We start from the raw sequence: 19,836 nt of genomic DNA on the forward strand, positions 1-19,836 counted from the left end.
TGGCTCCTCTGTCTCGCGATCACCGGGGGGCCGCCTCGTAGCAGCCGTCCCGGAACGAGGCGGCGATGTCGGCGACGATGTTCTTGTCCGGGAAGCCGTTGTGGTCCTGCGGGCTCCAGCTGTAGCTGGCATAGACGCCGGGGAGGTCCCGGGTCGATTCGAGCACCGCCTTGATCTTCTGCGGATCGGTCGATCCGGCCTGCCTCACGGCGTGCTCGATGATCCTCACGGTGTCGTAGCCGAGGGCGACCCACCAGAAGGTGAAGTCGATGCTGCCGCCGAGCGCCGGCTTGATCTTGTCGATCAGGGCCCGGGTCCGCGGCGGCAGCTTGCCGTCGACGTAGGTCGTGCTCTGGTAGCCGGCCGCAAAAGCGTTCTGCCAGTAATCCGGCTTGTTGAGCAGGGCCTTGATCGGGAGCGCCATGATCGCAGGGTGGCCCACCACCGGCACGTCCCAGCCCATGTCGCCGCGGGTGTTGAGGATCCGGGCCATCAGGCCGGTGGCGGCGGTCCAGGGCATCACCACGTCGGCGCCCGCCGCCCTCGCCTTGGTCATCTCGTCGGTGAGGTCGGTCTTGTTGGGATCGACCAGCACCGAGTAGACCGGCTTCACCCCGGCCTGCTCCAGGAGCGCGGCCGCCGTCTTGGCGCTGGACGTGCCGTAGCCGGAGGTATCGCCGATCACCGCCACCTTCCGGCGCTTGAGCACGTCGAGGGCGTAGGCGTTGCCGCCCTCGATCCATTGCCGGTTGGTGTTGATGGCTCGGAACGCCAGCGGGTACCTCTTCGGATCGGTGAGCTCGTCGATCGTCCCGATGACGATGTTGGGGATGCCGGCCCGGGCGACGATCGGCACGGTCGCGAGGGATTCACCTGAATTCACCGGGCCGATGACGAACTGCACCTTGTCGCTGAACAGAAGCTGCTGGGCGAGGTTCACCGCCTTGGTGGGTTCGCCCGCGGTGTCGCGGGTGAGGAGTTCGAGGGGGCGGCCGTCGATGCCGCCGGCCGCGTTGATCTCCTTGATGGCGAACTGCACGCCCTGGTTCTCGGCGATGGCCGCCGAGGAGAGCGGCCCGGTGAGCGAGGAGAGCCAGCCGATGCGGATCGGCTCCGCCGCCCGGCCGGGTCCCGACGAGAGCACGCCGAGGCACGCGACAAGCCCGCATATCCACGCTGATGATCGCATCCCACACCTCCCCTGCCGGATCGGGCCGGCCCGTTGTCTCGACGATTGGCCGCGACACGACGCTCCACTTCCGGAGGCGGCGGCTGCATTGCGTTCTCTCTCCGGGGGCCGCAGCGCTGTCCGGGACAAGGATCGGCTCTGGTTTCCCCGTCCCCTCACACCTCGAGCGACCCGGTCACCGCGGGCGCCTCGACCGGCGCCATCCGGCGGCCCCGCTCGTTCCCGGCCAGCACGGCGTCCATGCGGGAGCGCCGCCGGCCGCGCCAGGCGAGGACCACCTGCATGCCCACGAGCAGGACCGCGAGCGCCACGAAGGTCGCGCTGATCGGGCTGCCGACGAAGGTCCACGGATCGCCCCGCGAGAGCAGCAGGGCGCGGCGGAAGTTCTCCTCCAGCCGCGGGCCGAGCACGAAGCCGAGCAGCACCGGGGCCGGGTGGAAGCCGAGCCGCATCAGCCCGTACCCGACGATCCCGATGACCAGCGTCTGCAGCACGCCGAACATCTCGTTGTTCGTGCTGTAGACGCCGACGCAGATGAAGAACAGGGCGCAGGGATACAGGAACCGGAACGGGATCTGCAGCAACCGCACCCAGATCCCGATCAGCGGCACGTTGAGGAGGACGAGCAGGATGTTGCCGATCCAGAAGCTCGCGATGAGGCCCCAGAACACGTCCGGGTGCTCGGTCATGAGCTGCGGGCCCGGAGTGATGCCCTGGATGATCAGCGCGCCGAGGATCAGCGCCATCACGGCGTCGCCCGGGATGCCGAGGCTCATGGTCGGCACGAAATCGCCCTGGACGGACGAATGCGTCGAGGCCTCCGGGCTCGCGACGCCGCCGATCGCGCCGCGGCCGAAACGCTCCGGATGGCGGCTCACCCGCTTCTCGGCCGCGTAGGCGATGAAGGAGGCGATGGTCGGACCCGTGCCGGGAATCAGCGAGCACAGGCTGCCGACCAGGGTGCCGCGCAGGATCGGCAGCGCGGCCTCCCGCAGGTCGGCCCGGCTCGGGCGCATGTCGCGCATTCGAACCCGCACGCCCGACAGATCGCCGACGGTGAGCCGGTTGATGCTCTTCAGGAACTCGGCGATGCCGAAGAACCCGAGTGCCACCGCGACGAGGTCGATCCCGTTGTAGAGCGACATCGCCCCGAAGGTGAACCGGCTCGTCCCGGTGTCGAGGTCGCTGCCGACGCAGCCGAGGATCAGCCCGACGAGCGTCATCGCCACGCCCTTGAGCGCCGAGCCCCGGGCCAGCGTCGCCCCGGCGAGGAGCCCGAGCAGCATCAGGGTGCTGATCTCGGCCGGGCCGAACTGGAAGGCGATGCGCACAAGGAGCGGCGCGAACAGGATCATCTGCACGATGCCGAAGGCGGCGCCGAAGAACGAGGCCAGCATCGTGATGCCCAGGGCCACGCCGCCGCGGCCCTGGCGCGTCATCGGATAGCCGTCGAGGCAGGTCACGGCGTGCGAGGGGTGGCAGGGCAGGTTGAGCAGGATCGAGCAGATCGCCCCGCCGTACTGCGCCCCGTAATAGATCCCCGCGAGCATCAGGATCGCGGCGACCGGCGGCATCCCGAAGGTGAGCGGCAGCAGGATCGAGATCGTCGCCATGATGCCCATCCCGGGCAGCACGCCGATGAGGTTGCCGATCAGCACGCCGACCAGGCTGAACAGGAAGTTGTGCGGCTGCAGCGCGATCGAGAAGCCGTGGATCAGGTTGGCGACGGTGCTGTCCATGACCCTATCCCCGCCAGAACGGCATCTGGAACTTCAGCGCCAGGGTGAAGACCAGCCCCGCCACTACGGTCATCGCGAGCGCCAGCACCAGCGCGGCGCGCGGGCTGCCGCTCCGGTCGCCGAGCGCCGAGACGAAGACGCAGGCGAAGGTCGCGGGTCCGAGGCCGAGATGCTCGCCGAGCACCATGAACAGCACGATCCCGAGCACGATGCAGAACCAGCCGCGCCAGTCCGGCCGCCCCCCCTCCCCCTCGTGCTCCGCCGCCTCCGGCGTCACCGCGATCAGGAGCCCGATCACGCCTAGCGCACCGCCGACCAGCATCGGGAAGAGGCCGGGGCCGACCCGCGCCAGGGTGCCGAGGCCGAAGGTGCGGGCCTCCAGCACGACCGCGAGGCCGAGGAGGAGCATCAGGCCGCCCGCCGCGTAGCGGCGGACGATGGACGCCGAGGCGTGCATGCTCAGCCCCGCGGGTTCGCGTGGTGGAGGGGCAGGCCCCGGGCGAGTTCGGACAGCGGCGGGATCGCGGCCATCACGCCACCTCCGGGTGGTAGTTGCGCAGGAGGTTCGCGGCCTTGTCCGGCACCTCCATCTCGAAGCCGAGGATCGCCGCGGAGAGGGCCTTTCCGTAATTGTCGAGGCAGAGCGAGCGGGACACGCCGCCGCCGAGCGCGCCCTCGGCGACGAAGTTGAGCACGCCCAGCCGGTCGACCGCGTAGCGGGTGACCTTGCCCGTCACCATGCCGGCGTAGAACGCCTTGAAGCGCTCGGCGGTGAGCTGCTCCTTCAGGTAGGGGTAGAGGTCCGGCTCGTAGGCGATGACCGTGATGTTCGAGGTGTTGCCCTTGTCGCCGGAGCGGACATGGGCCACGTGCTGCAGGGGCAGGCGCATGGTCTCTCAGCTCTCGTAGAACGTGATGACGGGGGACAGCGCCTCGCGGGGAACGAGCGACGACCAGACGCCGATCACCTCGCGGGTGCGGTCCTGGTGCGGCACGCGCTTGCCGGTCATGCCGACGCCCGCCACGGCCATGCCGTCGACCTCGCGGCCGACCTTGAGCGCCTCCTCGCGGGTCCGCGTGCGTGCGGCGACCCGCACGGCGATCTCGTAGGGCTCCGGGCCGGTGCGCGCCGCGCTGCCGCCGTGGATGGCGTTGAGGCCGACGAAGTCGATGCGGATCTCCTCGGCCTGAAGGCCGACGATCCGGAACCGCTCCTCCAGGATGCGCTTGGCGAGTTCCGCCCGGCGCAGGGCGCCCGGCCCGGCGTAGAAGAACATGTCCTCGCCGACGAAGCCCTCCTGGCAGGCGATCGACACCTTGAGGGTGGGCGTGCGCGGCTTGCCGGAGATGCGCGACACCCGCACGCGGTCGTGGCCGACCTCCTCGAGCTCGGTCGTGGTGAAGTCCACCACCACGTCCGGGGTGAGGTAGTTCGCCGGGTCGTGCACCTCGTAGAACAGCTGTTCCTTCAGGGTGCGGAGGGTGACCGCCCCGCCGGTCCCGGCGACCTTGGTGATCACCGCCGAGCCGTCGCTCTCGACCTCGGCGATCGGGAAGGCGAGATCCCAGGGGTCCGGCACGTCCTTGAAACCGGGATCGCAGAAGTAGCCGCCGGTGGCCTGCGCGCCGCATTCGAGCACGTGGCCGATGCCGTTGCCGGGCCCCAGGCGATCGTGGTCGAGGGGATCCCAGCCGAATTCGTGCATCATCGGCGCCATGAAGATCGACGGGTCGGCGACGCGTCCGGTGACGACGATCTGGGCTCCCTCCCGCAGGGCCGCGACGATGGGCTCGGCGCCCATATAGGCCTCCGCCGAGACGATCGAGCCGGCGAGCGAGGCGCTCGGCCGCCCGTCCTCCATCAGCGTGTCGGTGAGGCCGAGGACCCGGTCGGTGATCAGGCTGCCCGAGACCGCCGCGACCTTCGTGCCCTTCGGCGCCCCGCATTCGCGCAGCCAATGGACGATCCGCTCGGCCGCCCCTTCCGGGTTGATCCAGCCCTGGTTGCTGATGATCCGGGTGCCGCGCCGCAGGCAGCCGGGCAGCACCCGCTGCATCCGGTCGTCGAGATAGGTGTCGTAGCCGGGAAAGTCCGGATCGCGCCGCTTGCGCACCTGCGCGGCGGAGATCGTCGCCTCCGCCATGGTCTCGAAGCAGAGATAGTCGAGGTCGCCCCGCTCGGCATTGAGGCGCGCCGGCTCCAGCCGGTCGCCCCACCAGGCCGAGCCCGATCCGATCCGCAAGCCCGCCATCCCGTTCCTCCCTATGATCGATGGCGACGCCGGAATGACTTCATTCGACGGCGGCGCGGGATGTTTCTACTGGAGTTCTGCGCCGGACCTTCTACTCGACCGCAACGCCGGTCTTGGCCACGATCTCCGGCCATCGGGCGACCTCGTTGCGCACTACCTGCCCGAAGGCGTCGGGGGCGGTGCCGCCCGGCGTCGCGCCGAGTTCGAGCAGGCGGGCCGTGGTCTCCGGCTCGGCCAGCACGGCGGCGATGCGCGATTGCAGCAGGTCGACGACCGGTCGCGGGGTCCCGGCGGGCGCGAGCAGCCCGAACCAGGCCGCGACCTCGTAGCCGGGCACCCCGGCCTCCGCCATGGTCGGCACCTCCGGAAGTCCGGGGAAGCGGGCGGCCGTCGTCACGGCGAGCGCCCGCAGCGTTCCGGCCCGCACGTGCCCGATCGCCGAGGGCAGGTTGTCGAACCCGAGCTTGATGTGGCCGGCGATGAGATCGTTCAGCATCGGACCGCCGCCCCGGTAGGGGACGTGGGTGAGCGGAATCCCGGCCATCACCTTGAGCAGTTCGCCGGACATGTGCGGCGAGCCGCCCGTCGAGGTCGAGCCGAAGGCCAGGCCCTCGGGCGTGGCACGGGCCAGCCGGATCAGCCCCGCGAGGTCGGCGACCCCGAGCGAGGGGTTGGCCAGCAGCACGTTCGGCGTGGAGGCGACCACGGTGATCGGCGCGAAGTCGCGCACCGGGTCGTAGGGCAGGCTGCGGAACACCGCGGCGTTGATGCCGTGGGTGTTGATGGTCGCCATCACCAGGGTGTAGCCGTCCGGCGCGCTGCCCGCGACCGCCTTGGTGCCGATGTTGCCCGAGGCGCCCGGCCGGTTGTCCACGATGGCGTGCTGGCCGAAGCGCTTGTCGAGCCGGTCGGCGACCAGGCGCGCCAGGATGTCGGTCGTCCCGCCGGGCGGGAACGGAACCACGATCCGGATGATCCGGTCCGGATAGGCGGCGAGTGCCGTCCCGGGGACGGCCAGCGACGCGAGCAGGCCCAAGCACAGCCGACGGTCCACGGTGGCTCTCCGTGCGTTTCGCGAGTGCGCCGCCCTTCGGGTCGAGTTCCGTCACGCGGAACTCTTACGGTCGCCCTCGCCCCTCCCTCGCCCGCAACAACCGACGTCGTTCCAGCGGACGTAACAGTGTTGACAGGGTCTAACCGGGAAGGCAACCATCTTCCGAACAGAGATCGCGCCGGAATGTCCGCGCGGCCCGCCCGGAGGATGCCCGATGCCTCGTTCCGCATCACGGACCTGTTTGCCCCGGCCCGTGCCGGTTTCGGCCCGGTGAGCACCGTTGCGGGCGTCGGGCTGACGCCGTTCGGGCGCCACGAGGGGCACTCCACGCTCGACCTGATGAGCCGCGCGGCCGCCGATGCGCTGACGGATGCGGAGCTTGAGCGGGGCGACGTCGACGGGCTGATCACCGGCTACTCGACCACCCACCCGCACCTGATGCTCTCGACCGTCTTCGCCGAGCATTTCGGACTGCGCCCGACTTACGCGCACGCGGTGCAGCTCGGCGGCGCCACCGGCTTCGCGCTGGTGATGCTCGCCCACCTCCTGGTCGAGGCCGGGGCCGCGCGGCGGATCCTGGTGGTGGCGGGGGAGAACCGGCTCACGGGCCAGTCCCGCGACGCCGCGATCCAGACCCTCGCGCAGGTCGGCCATCCCGTCTACGAGGTGCCGCTCGGCCCGACGATTCCCGCCTATTACGGCCTCGTCGCCGCCCGCTACGCCCACGAATACGGCGAGCAGGATCTCGCGGCGCTCGCGGTCTTGATGCGCGCCAACGCCGCCCGTACGCCGGGCGCCCATCTGCGCGATCCGATCACCGCCGAGGCGGTCCGGGCCTCGAAGCCGATCGCCTCGCCCCTGCGCCTTCTCGATTGCTGCCCGGTCTCGGATGGCGGCGCGGCCTTCGTGATCGCCCGGGACGAGGCGGGGCGGCGCGGACCCCGCATCCGCGGTGCGGCCCAGGCCCATACCCATCAGCACGTCAGCGCCGCCCCCTCGCTCACCACCTTCGGAGCAGGAGACTGCGCGGCCCGCGCGCTCGCCGCGGCGGGCGTCGGTCTGCCCGATATCGGCTACGCGGCGATCTACGACAGCTTCACGATCACCCTGGCGATCCTCCTGGAGGAGATCGGCTTCGCGCCGCGGGGCGGGGCCGGGCGGCTCGCCGCCGAGGGGCATTTCGATCCCGCCGGCGCCATGCCGCTCAACACGCATGGCGGCCTCCTGAGCTACGGCCATTGCGGGGTCGGGGGCGCCATGGCGCACCTCGCCGAGACGGTGCGGCAGATGCGCGGCGAGGCGGGGCCCCGCCAGATCCCGCCGCCGGCCCTGGCGCTGCTGCATGGCGACGGCGGCGTCCTGTCCTCCCATGTCGGCCTCGTGCTGGAGAATGTCCGATGAACCCGGATCCTTCGAGCCTCGCGCCCGCGGACTGGACGCGGGGCGGCGAGGGCCTCGCCTTCGCGCGCTGCCGCGCCTGCGGCCACGTCCAGTATGTCCTGCGCCCGTTCTGCCCGGCCTGCGGCGCCCGGGACCTTCAGGTCACGCAGGCCTCCGGCCGCGGCCGGGTCTACGCGCTGACCACCGTGGCACGGGCGCCGTCGCCGGAACTCGCCGCCCACGCGCCCTACGTCGTCGCGCTCATCGACGCCGAGGAGGGCTTCCGCTTCATGGCCCACGCGGCCGAGGGGCTGGCGATCGGCGCGCCCGTGCACACCGCCTTCCGGACCTTCGGGGCCGGGCGCGTCCCCTATTGCCTGCCGCAGGAGCGTGAGTGATGGCGAATCTCGCAGCGGCCCTCGACCCGCGCAGCATCGCGGTGATCGGGGCCTCGGAGAACCCGGACAAGATCGGCGGGCGGCCGCTCCTCTACCTCTCGCAGTTCGGCTTTCGCGGCGAGGTCATCCCGGTCAACCCGCGGCGAGAGGAGGTCCAGGGCCTGCGCACGGTGCCGCGCCTCTCCGACCTCCCCCGGGCGCCGGACCTCGCCATCGTGGCGGTCCCGGGCGAGGCAGCGGTCGCCGCCCTCGACGAATGCGGCGCCATGGGCGTCACGGTCGCCATCATGATGGCGTCCGGCTTCGGCGAGACGGAGTCCCCGGAAGCCAAGGCGGCCGAGCGCGCCATGGTAGCCCGCGCCCGGGCCCGCGGCATGCGGGTGATCGGCCCCAATTCCCAAGGGCTGGCGAATTTCGGCACCGGGGCGGTGGCGAGCTTCTCGAGCATGTTCCTGGAGGTCCCGCCGCTGGACGGCCCGGTCGGCATCGTCAGCCAGAGCGGCGCGATGAGCGTCGTGCCCTACGGGCTGCTGCGCGGGCGCGGCATCGGGGTGCGCCACACCCACGCCACCGGCAACGACGCCGACGTCACCGTCTGCGAACTCGCCGCCGCCGTGGCCGAGGACCGGGCGCTGAAGCTGCTCCTCCTCTACCTGGAGAGCATCCCGGACCCGCACCACCTCGCGCAGGCCGCGGAGGTCGCCCGCTCGCACGGATTGCCGATCGTCGCGCTGAAATCCGGCCGCACCGCAGCGGGCCAGGCCGCCGCGCTCTCTCATACCGGCGCGCTCGCCAACGAGGACCGGGTGGTGGACGCCTTCCTCGAGCAGCACGGGATCTGGCGCGCGCGCGACACCGCCGATCTCGTCGAGGCGGCGGAACTCTACCTCAAGGGCTGGCGGCCGGAGGGCCGCCGCATGGTGGCGGTCAGCAATTCGGGCGCGACCTGCGTGATGGCGGCGGATGCCGCCTCGGCCGCCGGCCTCACCCTGGCGCCCCTGAGGGAGGATACGCAAGGAGAGCTACGCACGATCCTGCCGAGCTTCGCCTCGGTGCGGAACCCGGTCGACATCACGGCGGCGCTCATGACGAACAGCGCCCTGTTCGGCCAGATCCTGCCGGCGATCGCCCGCGACCCTTCGGCGGATGCCTTCCTGATCGGCGTGCCGGTGGCGGGCCGGGCCTACGACGTCGACGCCTTCGGCCGCGACACCGCCGCCTTCGCGGCCGCGACCGGCAAGCCGGTGGTGATCGTCGCGCCGCAGGACCTCGTCGCAAAACCGTTCCGCGAGCGCGGCCTGCCGGTCTTTACCGGCGAGGGGGCCGCCGTGCGGGCGCTGCACCAGTTCATCGTCCACCACGAGCGGATGCAGGCGGCGGCCGGTCGCCCGCCTATCGCGGCGGTCGCGCCCGTGTCCCCGCATGCGCCCCGCCTCCTCGACGAGGCGCGGAGCCTCGCGCGCCTCGCACAGGCCGGGATTCCGGTCGTGCCGCACCGGCTCTGCCGCACGTCCGAGGAGGCGGTCGCGGCGGCGGCCGCCCTCGGCGGGCTCGTCGCCGTGAAGGGCTGCTCGCCGGACGTGGCGCACAAGAGCGAACTCGGCCTCGTCCATCTGGGCTTGAGCGACGCCGCCTCCGTCGCAGCGGCCTTCGAGGCCTGCCGCGCAGGTCTCGAGCGGCACGGGAGTGCCTTCGCGGGCGTGATCGTCGCGGCGATGAGGCGCGGGCGGCGCGAATTGATGCTGGGCGCCCACCGCGACGCCTTCTTCGGACCGGTCGTGGTGGTGGGTGACGGCGGCAAGTACGTCGAGGCGATGCCCGACGTCGCCCTCCTGCTGCCGCCCTTCGACGAGGACGACGTGCGCCGGGCGATCGGTCGCCTGCGCATCGCGCCGGTGATCGCCGGCATCCGGGGCGAGCCGCCGCTTGCCCTCGACCGCTACCTGTCCGCCGCGGTCGCGGTCGGCCGGCTGATGACGGGCGACCGCCGCATCCTGAGCCTCGACGTGAATCCCATCGTGGTCGGCAGTGCCCCGGACGACTGCGCGGCACTCGACGCGGTCGTGTTCGAGAGCGGCGAGGAGGGAGGCACGCCATGATCCGACATGAGGAGGGAGACACGCCATGATCCGACGCCGAGACCTCGCCGCCTGCCTCGCCGGTGCCGGCGCCCTTGCGCTGGCGCCGCGGGCCGCCCGCGCCGCCGCCTGGCCGGCGCGGCCCATCGGCGTCGTGGTACCCTATCCGCCCGGCGGGTCGACCGACATCACCGCCCGGATCGTCGGCGAACGGCTCTCCGTGGCCCTCGGCCAGCCCCTCGTGATCGACAACCGGTCGGGAGCGGGCGGCAACCTCGGCATGGATGTCGTCGCCCGCGCCGTGCCTGACGGCTACACGCTCGGCGTCGCCACGACGGCGCACGCCATCAACATGACGCTGTTCCGCAAGCTCAACTACGACACGCTCAAGAGCTTCGCCCCCGTCGCACTCCTCACGGAAAATCCCCTCGTCCTGGTGGTGCCGGAGGCGGCGCCATGGCGCGACGTGCGCGCCCTCATCGCGGCGGCCAAGGAGAAGCCTGGCGCCCTCAACTACGCCTCGTCGGGCGTCGGCCAGTCGACCCATCTCGCAGCCGAGCTCTTCGCGTCGATGGCGGGGGTCAAGCTCACCCACATCCCCTATCGGGGCAGCGCGCCCGCGATCACCGACGTGATCGCAGGACGGGTCGATCTGATGTTCGACACCACCCAGTCCGTGCTCTCGCACGTGGAGGGCGGACGGGTGCGGGCGCTCGGCATCACCTCGGCGGAGCGGCTGCCGCGGGCCAAGGACATCCCGACGATCCGCGAGACGGCCTTGCCCGACTACGTCGCCATTGCGTGGAACGGGCTGGTGGCGCCCAAGGGCACCCCCTCCGACACCATCCAGCGCATCCACGCCGAGACCGTCCGGGCCTTGCAGGAGCCGGGGATCGTCGCGAAGTTCGAAGCACTCGGGGCGACCTCCCGCCCGCTCTCGACCGAGGCGTTCGGCGCCTTCATGGCCGACGAGATCGCCAAGTGGGGCGCCGTCGTGAAGCAATCCGGAGCGACGCTCGACTGAAAAAAACGTTTTCCGGCAATGCCAGAGGCTTGGTAAGACAAGTTACACAGCATCGGGGGCATTGATTATTTCCCGGTTTCTCGGACACCTCCGATACGAGTTCCGGAAAATTCCTTCCGGAACGCGTATCACGAGCCCGCGCGGCGCCTGAGCGACGCTGAAATCCGCATTGCGAAGCAATCCGTGGGAATTCGTATGATACGCTCATCGCGGACAGGGGAGGTGTTCGACGATGAAGGTCCGACGCTGATTCACAGGGCGCAACGCTAACCCTTCTGCCTGGCGTCCAGCGCCGTCTTACCGCCTCCGGAAGGCCGCCACGCGGGCGATCGGCGGATGAGCGGCGACTGTGCGCTTTCATTTCGCCCAGTGAACGATATTCTCATGTGTGAATGGCGACGAGCGTGCGGGGCGATCCCGGGTGGGGGACGGCGGAAAGCGGGCGACATGAACCGAGCGGAGGAGCGGAGCTGGGCGATGAAGGTCGGTCGTGGGGGCGTCACGCAACCCGTGGCGATCGCGCGGGCGCTCGCGGCCGCCCTGCGGGCTGAAAGCGTCGAGGCGATCTTCCGCGCTGCGTCGGCCAGCCCCTCTTCCGCCATCGACGATGTGCGCACACGTGTCGGCGAGGGCTTCGGCTCGGTCGCGCGCGATACCCGGTTCCATCGGTTCGGGCTCCTCGACGTGGCGCCGCCTCCCCCCGACCGGTCGGACGGCGCGAAGCTCCAGCCGGGGGTGCCGCGGATCGCGACGCGGTCCGAGGCAGAAGCGAGTGTCCGTCACGCCGTCCCGGACCGCCGCAGGAGCGCCCGATGAGCCAGACGGTCGATGCGGATGGGGAGACGTGGACGGACGACATCGCCACGCCGGGCCTCCTGTGCCGGATCGCGGCCCTGCTCGACCGCGACGGGCGTGAGGTCGCGCGGCGTACCGTCCTTCCCCGTGGCTGGCACATCGGGCTTTTTCCCACCGGCCTGGCGCAATCGGCACTGCGGCCGGACGGCTATGCAGGGCCGGGGGTGCCGCTCCCGGATCTCGGCCTGCCCCGAGTCATGCTGGGCGGACGCCGGGCGGCCTACACGGGCGACATTCCCCTCGGCGCAAGGGTCGGGCGGCGGACCGAAATCGAGAGCGTCGCGGAGAAGACCGGCCGCAGCGGCCGGATCGCCGTCGTGGCGGTTCTCAATGTGCTCAGCGTCGGCGGGCGCGAGGTCGTCGCGGAGCACGAGGATTACGTCCTGCGCGAGGCGGCCCCGTCCGGCACGGACCCTATCGCCTCGCCGCAGGACGGTCCCCCGCGGCCGTTCGACGTCGCGCGCATCCTGACACCCGACGAGACGCTGCTGTTCCGCTTCAGCGCCCTCACCTTCAATGCTCATCGCATCCATTACGACGCGCCCTACGCCACGGGCCGCGAGGGCTACCCGGCCCTCGTGGTCAACGGCGCCCTCACGGCGCTGCTCGTCCTGGAACTCGTCCGGGCGACCGCCGGACGGGAGCCCGCCGCCTTCGGCTACCGTACGCTCAGGCCGCTCTATTGCGGGCGTCCGATGCACCTGAAGGCGCGGCGTGGGGCAGACGAATGGCGAGCCTGGGCCGAGGACGAGGCCGGGGCGGTCGCGCTCGAGGCGACCTTCCGGTGAGCGAGCCCTCCCCCGCCGCCCGGCCGCTCGCCGGCATCCGGGTCATCGACCTCACGAGCGTCGTGGTCGGCCCGGCCTGCACGCTGCGGCTCGCGGATTTCGGTGCCGAGGTGATCAAGATCGAGCCTCCCGGCGGCGACATGCTGCGCTGCCTGGGCGGCCCCTCGCCCGGGGGGCGCCACGCCGGCTCGTACCTTCACCTGAACCGGGGCAAGCGCGCGCTCGGCCTCGACCTCAAGATGCCGGCCGCCCGCGCGGTGCTGGAGCGCCTGATCGCGGGAAGCGACATCCTCGTCGCCAACATGCGCCCGGAGGCGCTGGCCCGGCTCGGCCTCGACGCGGAAGGCCTCCGTGGCAGGTTTCCTCGGCTCGTTCACTGCACGATCACCGGCTTCGGCCCCGGCGGGCCCTATCGCGGTCGCCCGGCCTATGACAGCGTGGTGCAGGGCGTGTCGGGCATCGCCGGCCTGGCCGAGCGGCGCGACGGCCGCCCGCTCTACGCGCCGTTGCTTCTGGCCGATCACGTCACCGGCGAGATCGCCGCCTCGGCGATCCTCGCCGCCCTCTTCGCCCGCGAGCGGACGGGCGCGGGTGCGACGCTCGAAGTGCCGATGCACGAGACCATGGCGGCCTTCGTGCTCCACGAGCATCTCGGCCCGCGGACCTTCGTTCCCCCGCTCGGCCGGGCCGGCGACGCCCGCGTGCTCAATCCGGAGAACCGGCCCCTCGCCACGGCGGACGGCTGGATCAGCCTGACGGCCAATTCCGACGCGCAGGTCCACGCCTTCCTGCGAGCGGTCGGGCGGGCCGAAATGATCGACGACCCGCGGCTCGCCACCGTCGCCGACCGGTTCCGCAACGTCGACCTGTGGTTCCGCATCCGCTCCGAGGCTCTGGCGGCGCGCACGACCGCCGAGTGGCTCGCGGTCTTCTCTCGGGCCGACGTGCCGGCCATGCCCTGCCACACGCTCGAAACGCTGGAGCATGATCCCCACCTCGCTGCGGTCGGGCTGATCGGCACGGATGCGCACCCGACCGAGGGCACGGTGCGCACCATCCGGCCGACGATCCTGCACGACGGCGCGCCGGCCGCCGCCGGTCGACCGGCGCCGCCGCCGGGCTACGACACCCGTGCCGTGCTTCACGGGCTCGGCCTGAGCGAGGCGGAGACCGACGTGCTGATCGCCACCGGGGCCGCGTTCGAGACTGGGACCGGCTGAACACGCCACGGCCCGACGGCGAACACGCTGCGGGCCTCGACCTTCAGGGAGGAGACACCACTATGACAGGCATACGATGGAAGGGCCTGCCCCTAGGGCTCACGGCCGCGTGCCTCGCAGCCGGCCTCGCCCTCCCGGCACGGGCCGCCGACCAGGGCCCGGTCAAGATCGGGGTCCTCGTCGATCTGGAGGGCACCTACGCCGATATCGGGGGCCTGGGCGCCGTCGAGGCGGTGAGGATGGCGGTCGAGGATGTCGGCGGCGGCGTGCTTGGTCGACCCGTCGAGGTGGTCTCGGCCGGCGGGCAGAACAAGGCGGACGTCGCCGCCAACATCGCCCGGCAATGGTACGACTCGGGCGTCGACGTCATTACCGACCTGCCCTCCTCCGCGATGGCCCTCGCGGTGATGAACCTCGCCAACGAGAAGAAGAAGATCGCCCTCGTCACCAGCGCCGGCTCCTCCGACATCACCGGCAAGTTCTGTTCGCCCTATACGGCGCATTGGACCTGGGACACCTATGCCATGGCCAAGGGCACCGGCTCGAGCGTGGTGCGCCAAGGCGGCACCGACTGGTACTTCCTCACCGCCGACTACGTGTTCGGCCAAGCGCTGGAGCGCGATACCGCCGCGGTGGTGAAGGCGAGCGGCGGGCGCGTCCTCGGCGCGGTGCGCGCGCCCCTCAACACGCAGGACTTCTCCTCCTTCCTGCTCCAGGCACAGGCCTCGAAGGCGAAGATCCTGGGTCTCGCCAATGGCGGCACCGACACGACGAACGCGATCAAGCAGGCGCGGGAATTCGGCCTCACCGATTCGATGCAGCTCGTCGCGCTGATCGCCTTCCTGAGCGACGTCCACTCCCTCGGCCTCAAGGTGGCGCAGGGCCTGCTGCTGACGGAAGCCTTCTACTGGGATCAGGACGAGGCGACGCGGGCGTGGTCGCGCCGGTTCTTCGCCCGGATGAAGCGCATGCCGAGCATGACCCAGGCCGGCGCCTATAGCGGCGCGCTGCACTACCTGAAGGCCGTGAAGGCGGTCGGCAGCAAGGACCCGGATGCCGTGATGGCGCAGATGCGCCGCACGCCGATCGAGGACTTCATGACCCATGGCGGGACGTTGCGCGCCGACGGGCGTGTGATCCGCGACATGTACCTCTTCCAGGCCAAGACCCCGGCGGAATCGACGGGCGAGTGGGACCTCTACAAGCTCGTACGCCGCATCCCCGGCGACGAGGCGTTCCGCCCACTCGCCGAGGGCGGCTGCCCGCTGGTGCGCACGGCGAAGGAGACGCAGCCGTGAAGCGCTTTGCCGTCACCGAATTCGGCCGCCCGCTCTGTACCCTGGTGGAGGACGATCCCGTCCCGCAGGGCAGCGAGGTGATGCTCGACCTGGAGCGCTGCGGCGTCTGCCACACCGATCTGCATCTGCGCGAGGGCCATTACGACCTCGGCGGCGGGCGGCGCCTGAGCCTCGCCGAGCGCGGGGTGAAACCGCCCGTGACCCTCGGCCACGAGATCCTCGGCCGCATCGCCGCGGCGGGACCCGAGGCGGGCACCGTCGGGATCGGCCGGCGGGTCCTCGTCTTCCCGTGGATCGGCTGCGGCAGCTGCCACCGCTGCCTCTCCGGCGAGGAGAACCTGTGCGCCGCCGGGCGCTGCCTCGGCGTGCACCGGCCGGGCGGCTTCGCCGAGAAGGTCGTGGTCCCCCATCCCCGTTACCTGATCGACGTCGAGGACCTCGAGCCCTCCTCCGCCGCGACACTCGCCTGTTCGGGGCTGACCGCCTTCTCCGCCCTGCGCAAGGTCGGTGTCGATCCCGCCCGGGACTGGTTGCTGCTGATCGGCGCCGGCGGCCTCGGGCAGAGCGCCCTGCGCCTCGCGCGGGCGCTCGGCCACACCCGCATCGCGGTTGCCGACACGGCGCCCGGCAAGCGTGCACGGTCCTTGTCGCTCGGCGCCGACCTGGTCCTCGACCCTGTCGATCCCGGCGCACGCACGGCCCTCCTCGGCCTCGAGAACGGGCTTGCGGCAGCGATCGATTTCGTCGGCAATGCCGAGACGGCGCGCTTCGCCATCGATACCTTGCGGCGGGGCGGACGCTCGATCACGGTCGGCATGTTCGGCGGCGAGATCTCGCTGCCGCTGCCGCTCCTGCCGTTGCGCGCCCTGACGCTGACTGGCTCCTATGTCGGTAATCTTGGCGAGTTGCGCGACCTCGTCGACCTCGTGCGGAGGCACGGCCTGACCCTCGTCGAAACCGAGACGATCCCCCTCGATCAGGCAGAGGCCGCGATGCGGCGTCTCGAGGCCGGATCGGTTGCCGGACGTCTCGTCTTGTCAAACAAGATCTGATTCGATCGTCGATTGCGACGGCAGCGGAGTTTTGCCCTGATCGATTGCAAGTCGTCGTCGTATAGGGCGGCGGCATAGAAAGGATGCCTGCAATACCAAAGATCGTTGAGGCGGTGTATCGTTACGATTTCCTCATATCCCACGGTTTTTGACTGATCGTTTCGCGATGCGGAAATCATATGGGTCTCGGGTCGACGTCGACACGATGTCGGCACTTCGTCAGGCTGTTCAGATGAGCGACGCATCGCCGGCATCACCGTAGGCGCTCCAGCCGCCATCGACACTCAGGACTGCGCCGGTCACGTACGACGCCGCCGGAGAGCACAGGAACCATGCCGCCTCGGCGATCTCGGCCGGATCGGCGAGGCGGCCGAGGGGGATCCGCCGTTCCAGCCGCCCGCGGTCGATGCGGCTCGCCTCGACCAGCCTGGCGACCAGCGCAGTGCCGACATAGCCCGGCGCGATGGCATTGACGCGGATGCCCGCCCCGGCCCATTCGCAGGCCATGCTCCTGGTCATCGCGACGATGCCGGCCTTCGCCGCCCCGTAGGCGTTGCGCCGCGGCAGGCCGGTCAGCCCGGCGATCGAGCTCACGTTCAGGATGGCACCGCCCTGCCCTTCCATCACGCGGGCCGCTTCCCGCGACGCCACGAACGTGCCGTCGAGGTGGACGCGCAGGATCCTGTCGAAGGTCGCGAGGTCCTGCTCCAGGGTCGGCTTGTGGCTGTCGCCGATGCCTGCGTTGTTCACCAGGATGTCGAGCCCGCCCAGGCGCGAGACGGTCTCCTCGACCATCGCGATCGCCGAGGCCTCGTCGGCGACGTCGGCCCTCACCGCCAGATGATGGGCTCCGAGTTCCGCCGCTCGCGCAGCGGCACGGTCGCGATCGAGATCGGCCAGGGCGACCCGGCAGCCGGCCGCGGCGAAGCGCCGGGCCATCGCCCAGCCGATGCCGTCCGCGGCTCCCGTGATCAGGGCGATTTGTGTCCGGATGCTCCGGGTCATGATGCGCTCCTTTGTATGCTCCCGCCGGACGACGGGCCGGCCTCGAAGCCCGGTCGTGGGATCAGGTTCATCAGCACGCGGCCGAAGCCGCCATCGACCGTGATCTCGTCGCCGGTGACGTAGGCGGCCCGGTCGCTGGCGAGGAAGAGGACCGCGTCGCGGATATCGTCGGGCGTGCCGATGCGGCCGAGGGGTACGACGGCGCCGCGGCGCTCACGCACGCCGGGAGCGTCGTAGAAGGACTGGCTCAGCGGCGTCACCACGAGGCCGGGGCTGACCACGTTGCTGCGGATGCCGGCCCCTCCCCACTCGGTGGCAAGCTGGCGCGACAGCATCACGATGCCGGCCTTGCTGACGCTGTAGGCGCCGCTGAAGCCCTGGGGGTGGCGTCCGGAGATCGACGCGACGTGGACGATGGCGCCGCCGCCTCGCTCCCGCATCGGCCGCCCGAAGGTTTGCGCGCATAGGAAGTAGCCGGTGAGGTTGACCGCGAGGAGCGCGTTCCATTCGGACAGCGGCAGGTTTTCCAGGGGTGCGGGACGCATCAGCGCGGCATTGTTGACCAGCACCGCACAGGGCCCGAGCGGCCGTGCCCGCGCCGCGGCGGCCTCGAGGCTGTCCGGGTCGGTCACGTCGCAGGCCAGCGCCAGCACCTCGGCGCCGCTTCGCTCGACCTCGGCGGCGATCCCCGCCATCGCCCCGGCCTCGCGGTCGAGGAGGACGAGGCGGGCGCCCGCCCGGGCGAATCCGAGCGCGATCGCCTGCCCGAGCCCGCCTCCGGCGCCGGTGACCACGCAGACCCGGTCCCGCAGGTCCAGCCAGTCGAAATCCCTGTCGCTCATGGTGCGAATGCTCCGCGTGAGGATGCGTGCACGGCGATCACCGCTCGGCCAGGGACGGCAGGACCGCCCTCCGGATCAGCCGGTTCTCCTGGGCGGTGATCAGGTGGGCGGAGGCCTGGAGATAGGCCGGCCAGTCCGGGTCCCGGTCCCGGGCGGCGTGACGTGCCTCGAACTGGCCCATATCGTCGAACCCCCAGAGGTGGACGACCTGGTTGAGGGGGCCGACCGCGCTCGTGAACATCCCGAGCGGGGCGCCGAGATACTTCAGCTGCACCGGCATCGCGAGCCGGTCGAAGACGTCGAGGAACTCGGTCATGCCGCGCAGGCGGATGGTGTAGGTGCGCAGGTCGACGATTGCCGCATCGAGCGTCATGAAGGTGTCCTCACGGGTCTTGAGCGGGAATCAGGAGCGGACGAGCGGGCAGGCGCCATCCGCTTCGGGCCGGAAGGCCTCGTCGGCCGGCATGGTCGAGACGAGCTTGTAGACGTCGCCCGCGCCCCGGCTCTCCTCCGGCTTCTTCACCTCGAACAGGTAGGCCGGGTGGATCTTGCGCCCGTCCGCCCGGATGCGGCCCGCCCCGAAGGCGTCGTCGTCGGTCGGCATCCGCTTCATCAGCTCGATCACCGCCCGCCCGTCGGCCTTGGCCTGCGCGACGCCGAGCTCCTTGACCGCCTTGAGGTAGTGGAGCACCCCCGCATAATCGCCGGCCTGGCTCATGTTGGGGAGGACGTTGGCGGCAAGCCGCGGCTTGACGCGCTTCGTGAAGCCGCGGGTCCGCTCGTTGAGGTCCCAGTAGAAGGTCTCGGTGAGCGACAGGCCCTTGGCCACCGGCAGCCCCATGCCGAGCACGTCGGTGACGTAGCCGACCATCGCGGCGAGTCGCACCCCGCTGCCCTCGATGCCGAATTCCTGCGCCTGCTTGAGGCAGGCGATCAGCTCGCTGCCGGAATTGGCGAAGGCGATGACGTTGGCGCCGCTGCTCTGGGCCTGGAGCAGGTAGGAGGAGAAGTCCGCGGTGCTGCCGAGGGGATAGCGCACCGCGCCGAGCACCTTGCCGCCGGCGGCCTTGACGAAGCGGGACGCGTCCGCCTCGGCCGCGTGGCCGAAGGCGTAATCGGCGGTGATGAAGAACCACCTGTCGCCGCCGACCCGCACCAGGGACGTGGCGGTCGAGTGGGCGAGGCACCAGGAATCCCACGACCAGTGCACCCAGTTCGGACTGCAGCTCTTGCCGGTGAGATCCGAGCTGCCGGCGGTGGTGATCAGCGCCGCTTTCCTCTTCTCCTCGATGATGCCGCGCGAGCCGAGCGCGATCGAGCTGTTGCCGACATTCTCGATCAGGTCGACGCCGCCGCGATCGAACCATTGCCGGATGATGGTCAGCCCGACATCCGGCTTGTTCTGGTGGTCGGCGGTGAGGATCTCGACCTTGATATCGGGGGTCTGAGCCATGAACTCGTCGGCGGCCTGCTGGACGCAGGCGACGGTGGTCGGCCCCGAGACGTCGCGGTAGACACCCGACATGTCGGTGATGACGCCGATGCGGATGGTGTTGGCGGCTTGGGCCCGGCTCAGGGATGCGGGCATCATGGCGAGCCCGGCGAGGCCGGCGCGCACGAAAGTGCGGCGGTCGAGGGTCATGGCGTCTCCTCCATTCTTCG

The 19,836-nt window shown here is 70.9% G+C and carries 19 protein-coding genes; 9 read left to right on the top strand and 10 right to left on the bottom strand.

Translation table 11 applies throughout. The features are described from left to right. Positions 1-19 precede the first annotated feature (19 nt). The 6 genes from AC3AOF_RS31595 to AC3AOF_RS31620 all read right to left on the bottom strand — a co-directional run bounded on the left by AC3AOF_RS31595 (position 20) and on the right by AC3AOF_RS31620 (position 6,234). Entirely contained in the window at positions 20-1,144 is a 1,125-nt protein-coding gene (locus AC3AOF_RS31595; protein ID WP_488349433.1) for an ABC transporter substrate-binding protein, read from the bottom strand. A gap of 200 nt (positions 1,145-1,344) precedes the next feature. Beyond that, positions 1,345-2,928 (bottom strand): tripartite tricarboxylate transporter permease, encoded by a 1,584-nt coding sequence (locus tag AC3AOF_RS31600; RefSeq protein ID WP_236993422.1) that lies wholly within the window; start codon positions 2,926-2,928, stop codon positions 1,345-1,347. Between the two features lie 4 nt (positions 2,929-2,932). Then, positions 2,933-3,385 carry a tripartite tricarboxylate transporter TctB family protein gene (locus AC3AOF_RS31605; RefSeq protein ID WP_488349434.1) on the bottom strand — a complete coding sequence of 151 codons (453 nt, stop codon included), beginning with the start codon at positions 3,383-3,385 and terminating at the stop codon, positions 2,933-2,935. A 73-nt stretch (positions 3,386-3,458) separates the two neighbouring features. Continuing rightward, complete coding sequence (locus AC3AOF_RS31610) at positions 3,459-3,818, bottom strand: AtuA-related protein (protein WP_060851194.1); 360 nt, start codon at positions 3,816-3,818, stop codon at positions 3,459-3,461. Positions 3,819-3,824: 6 nt separating this feature from the next. Then, complete coding sequence (locus AC3AOF_RS31615) at positions 3,825-5,180, bottom strand: acyclic terpene utilization AtuA family protein (protein ID WP_488349435.1); 1,356 nt, start codon at positions 5,178-5,180, stop codon at positions 3,825-3,827. A gap of 91 nt (positions 5,181-5,271) precedes the next feature. Further along, entirely contained in the window at positions 5,272-6,234 is a 963-nt protein-coding gene (locus tag AC3AOF_RS31620; protein ID WP_488349436.1) for a Bug family tripartite tricarboxylate transporter substrate binding protein, read from the bottom strand. 270 nt (positions 6,235-6,504) lie between these two features. Between AC3AOF_RS31620 and AC3AOF_RS31625 the strand changes: the two genes are divergently transcribed. The 9 genes from AC3AOF_RS31625 (at position 6,505) to AC3AOF_RS31665 (ending at position 16,327) form a co-directional block, all read left to right on the top strand. After that, positions 6,505-7,635, top strand: coding sequence for a thiolase family protein (locus AC3AOF_RS31625; protein ID WP_488349450.1), 1,131 nt, complete (start codon positions 6,505-6,507; stop codon positions 7,633-7,635). Next, on the top strand, positions 7,632-8,012 hold the full coding sequence (locus tag AC3AOF_RS31630) for a Zn-ribbon domain-containing OB-fold protein (protein ID WP_488349437.1): 381 nt from the start codon (positions 7,632-7,634) through the stop codon (positions 8,010-8,012). Before AC3AOF_RS31625 ends, AC3AOF_RS31630 begins: the two co-directional genes overlap by 4 nt. After that, positions 8,012-10,111, top strand: coding sequence for an acetate--CoA ligase family protein (locus AC3AOF_RS31635; RefSeq protein ID WP_488349438.1), 2,100 nt, complete (start codon positions 8,012-8,014; stop codon positions 10,109-10,111). Before AC3AOF_RS31630 ends, AC3AOF_RS31635 begins: the two co-directional genes overlap by 1 nt. Before the next feature lie 25 nt (positions 10,112-10,136). Continuing rightward, on the top strand, positions 10,137-11,114 hold the full coding sequence (locus AC3AOF_RS31640) for a tripartite tricarboxylate transporter substrate binding protein (protein ID WP_488349439.1): 978 nt from the start codon (positions 10,137-10,139) through the stop codon (positions 11,112-11,114). A gap of 477 nt (positions 11,115-11,591) precedes the next feature. After that, complete coding sequence (locus AC3AOF_RS31645) at positions 11,592-11,930, top strand: hypothetical protein (RefSeq protein WP_488349440.1); 339 nt, start codon at positions 11,592-11,594, stop codon at positions 11,928-11,930. Beyond that, entirely contained in the window at positions 11,927-12,757 is an 831-nt protein-coding gene (locus tag AC3AOF_RS31650) for an HTD2 family dehydratase (RefSeq protein ID WP_488349441.1), read from the top strand. The genes AC3AOF_RS31645 and AC3AOF_RS31650 overlap by 4 nt, the downstream gene beginning before the upstream one ends. After that, complete coding sequence (locus AC3AOF_RS31655; protein ID WP_488349442.1) at positions 12,754-13,977, top strand: CaiB/BaiF CoA transferase family protein; 1,224 nt, start codon at positions 12,754-12,756, stop codon at positions 13,975-13,977. Before AC3AOF_RS31650 ends, AC3AOF_RS31655 begins: the two co-directional genes overlap by 4 nt. Positions 13,978-14,039: 62 nt before the next feature. Continuing rightward, on the top strand, positions 14,040-15,275 hold the full coding sequence (locus AC3AOF_RS31660) for an ABC transporter substrate-binding protein (protein ID WP_488349443.1): 1,236 nt from the start codon (positions 14,040-14,042) through the stop codon (positions 15,273-15,275). After that, a complete protein-coding gene (locus AC3AOF_RS31665) occupies positions 15,272-16,327 on the top strand; it encodes an alcohol dehydrogenase catalytic domain-containing protein (RefSeq protein WP_236993434.1) in 1,056 nt (351 codons plus the stop codon). Before AC3AOF_RS31660 ends, AC3AOF_RS31665 begins: the two co-directional genes overlap by 4 nt. 228 nt (positions 16,328-16,555) lie before the next feature. Here the strand turns inward: AC3AOF_RS31665 and AC3AOF_RS31670 are convergent, their stop codons facing one another. The 4 genes from AC3AOF_RS31670 to AC3AOF_RS31685 are packed head-to-tail and all read right to left on the bottom strand — an operon-like array spanning position 16,556 to position 19,816. Continuing rightward, the gene (locus AC3AOF_RS31670; protein ID WP_488349444.1) at positions 16,556-17,332 is read right to left on the bottom strand and encodes a glucose 1-dehydrogenase; all 777 of its coding nucleotides are present in this window, start codon (positions 17,330-17,332) and stop codon (positions 16,556-16,558) included. Further along, positions 17,329-18,174 carry an SDR family NAD(P)-dependent oxidoreductase gene (locus tag AC3AOF_RS31675; RefSeq protein ID WP_488349445.1) on the bottom strand — a complete coding sequence of 282 codons (846 nt, stop codon included), beginning with the start codon at positions 18,172-18,174 and terminating at the stop codon, positions 17,329-17,331. The genes AC3AOF_RS31670 and AC3AOF_RS31675 overlap by 4 nt, the downstream gene beginning before the upstream one ends. A 37-nt stretch (positions 18,175-18,211) precedes the next feature. Then, positions 18,212-18,547, bottom strand: coding sequence for an NIPSNAP family protein (locus AC3AOF_RS31680; RefSeq protein WP_488349446.1), 336 nt, complete (start codon positions 18,545-18,547; stop codon positions 18,212-18,214). Between the two features lie 30 nt (positions 18,548-18,577). Beyond that, positions 18,578-19,816, bottom strand: coding sequence for an ABC transporter substrate-binding protein (locus tag AC3AOF_RS31685; RefSeq protein WP_488349447.1), 1,239 nt, complete (start codon positions 19,814-19,816; stop codon positions 18,578-18,580). Positions 19,817-19,836 lie beyond the last annotated feature (20 nt).

It is taken from the genome of Methylobacterium sp. 142-1Y (assembly GCF_057747795.1).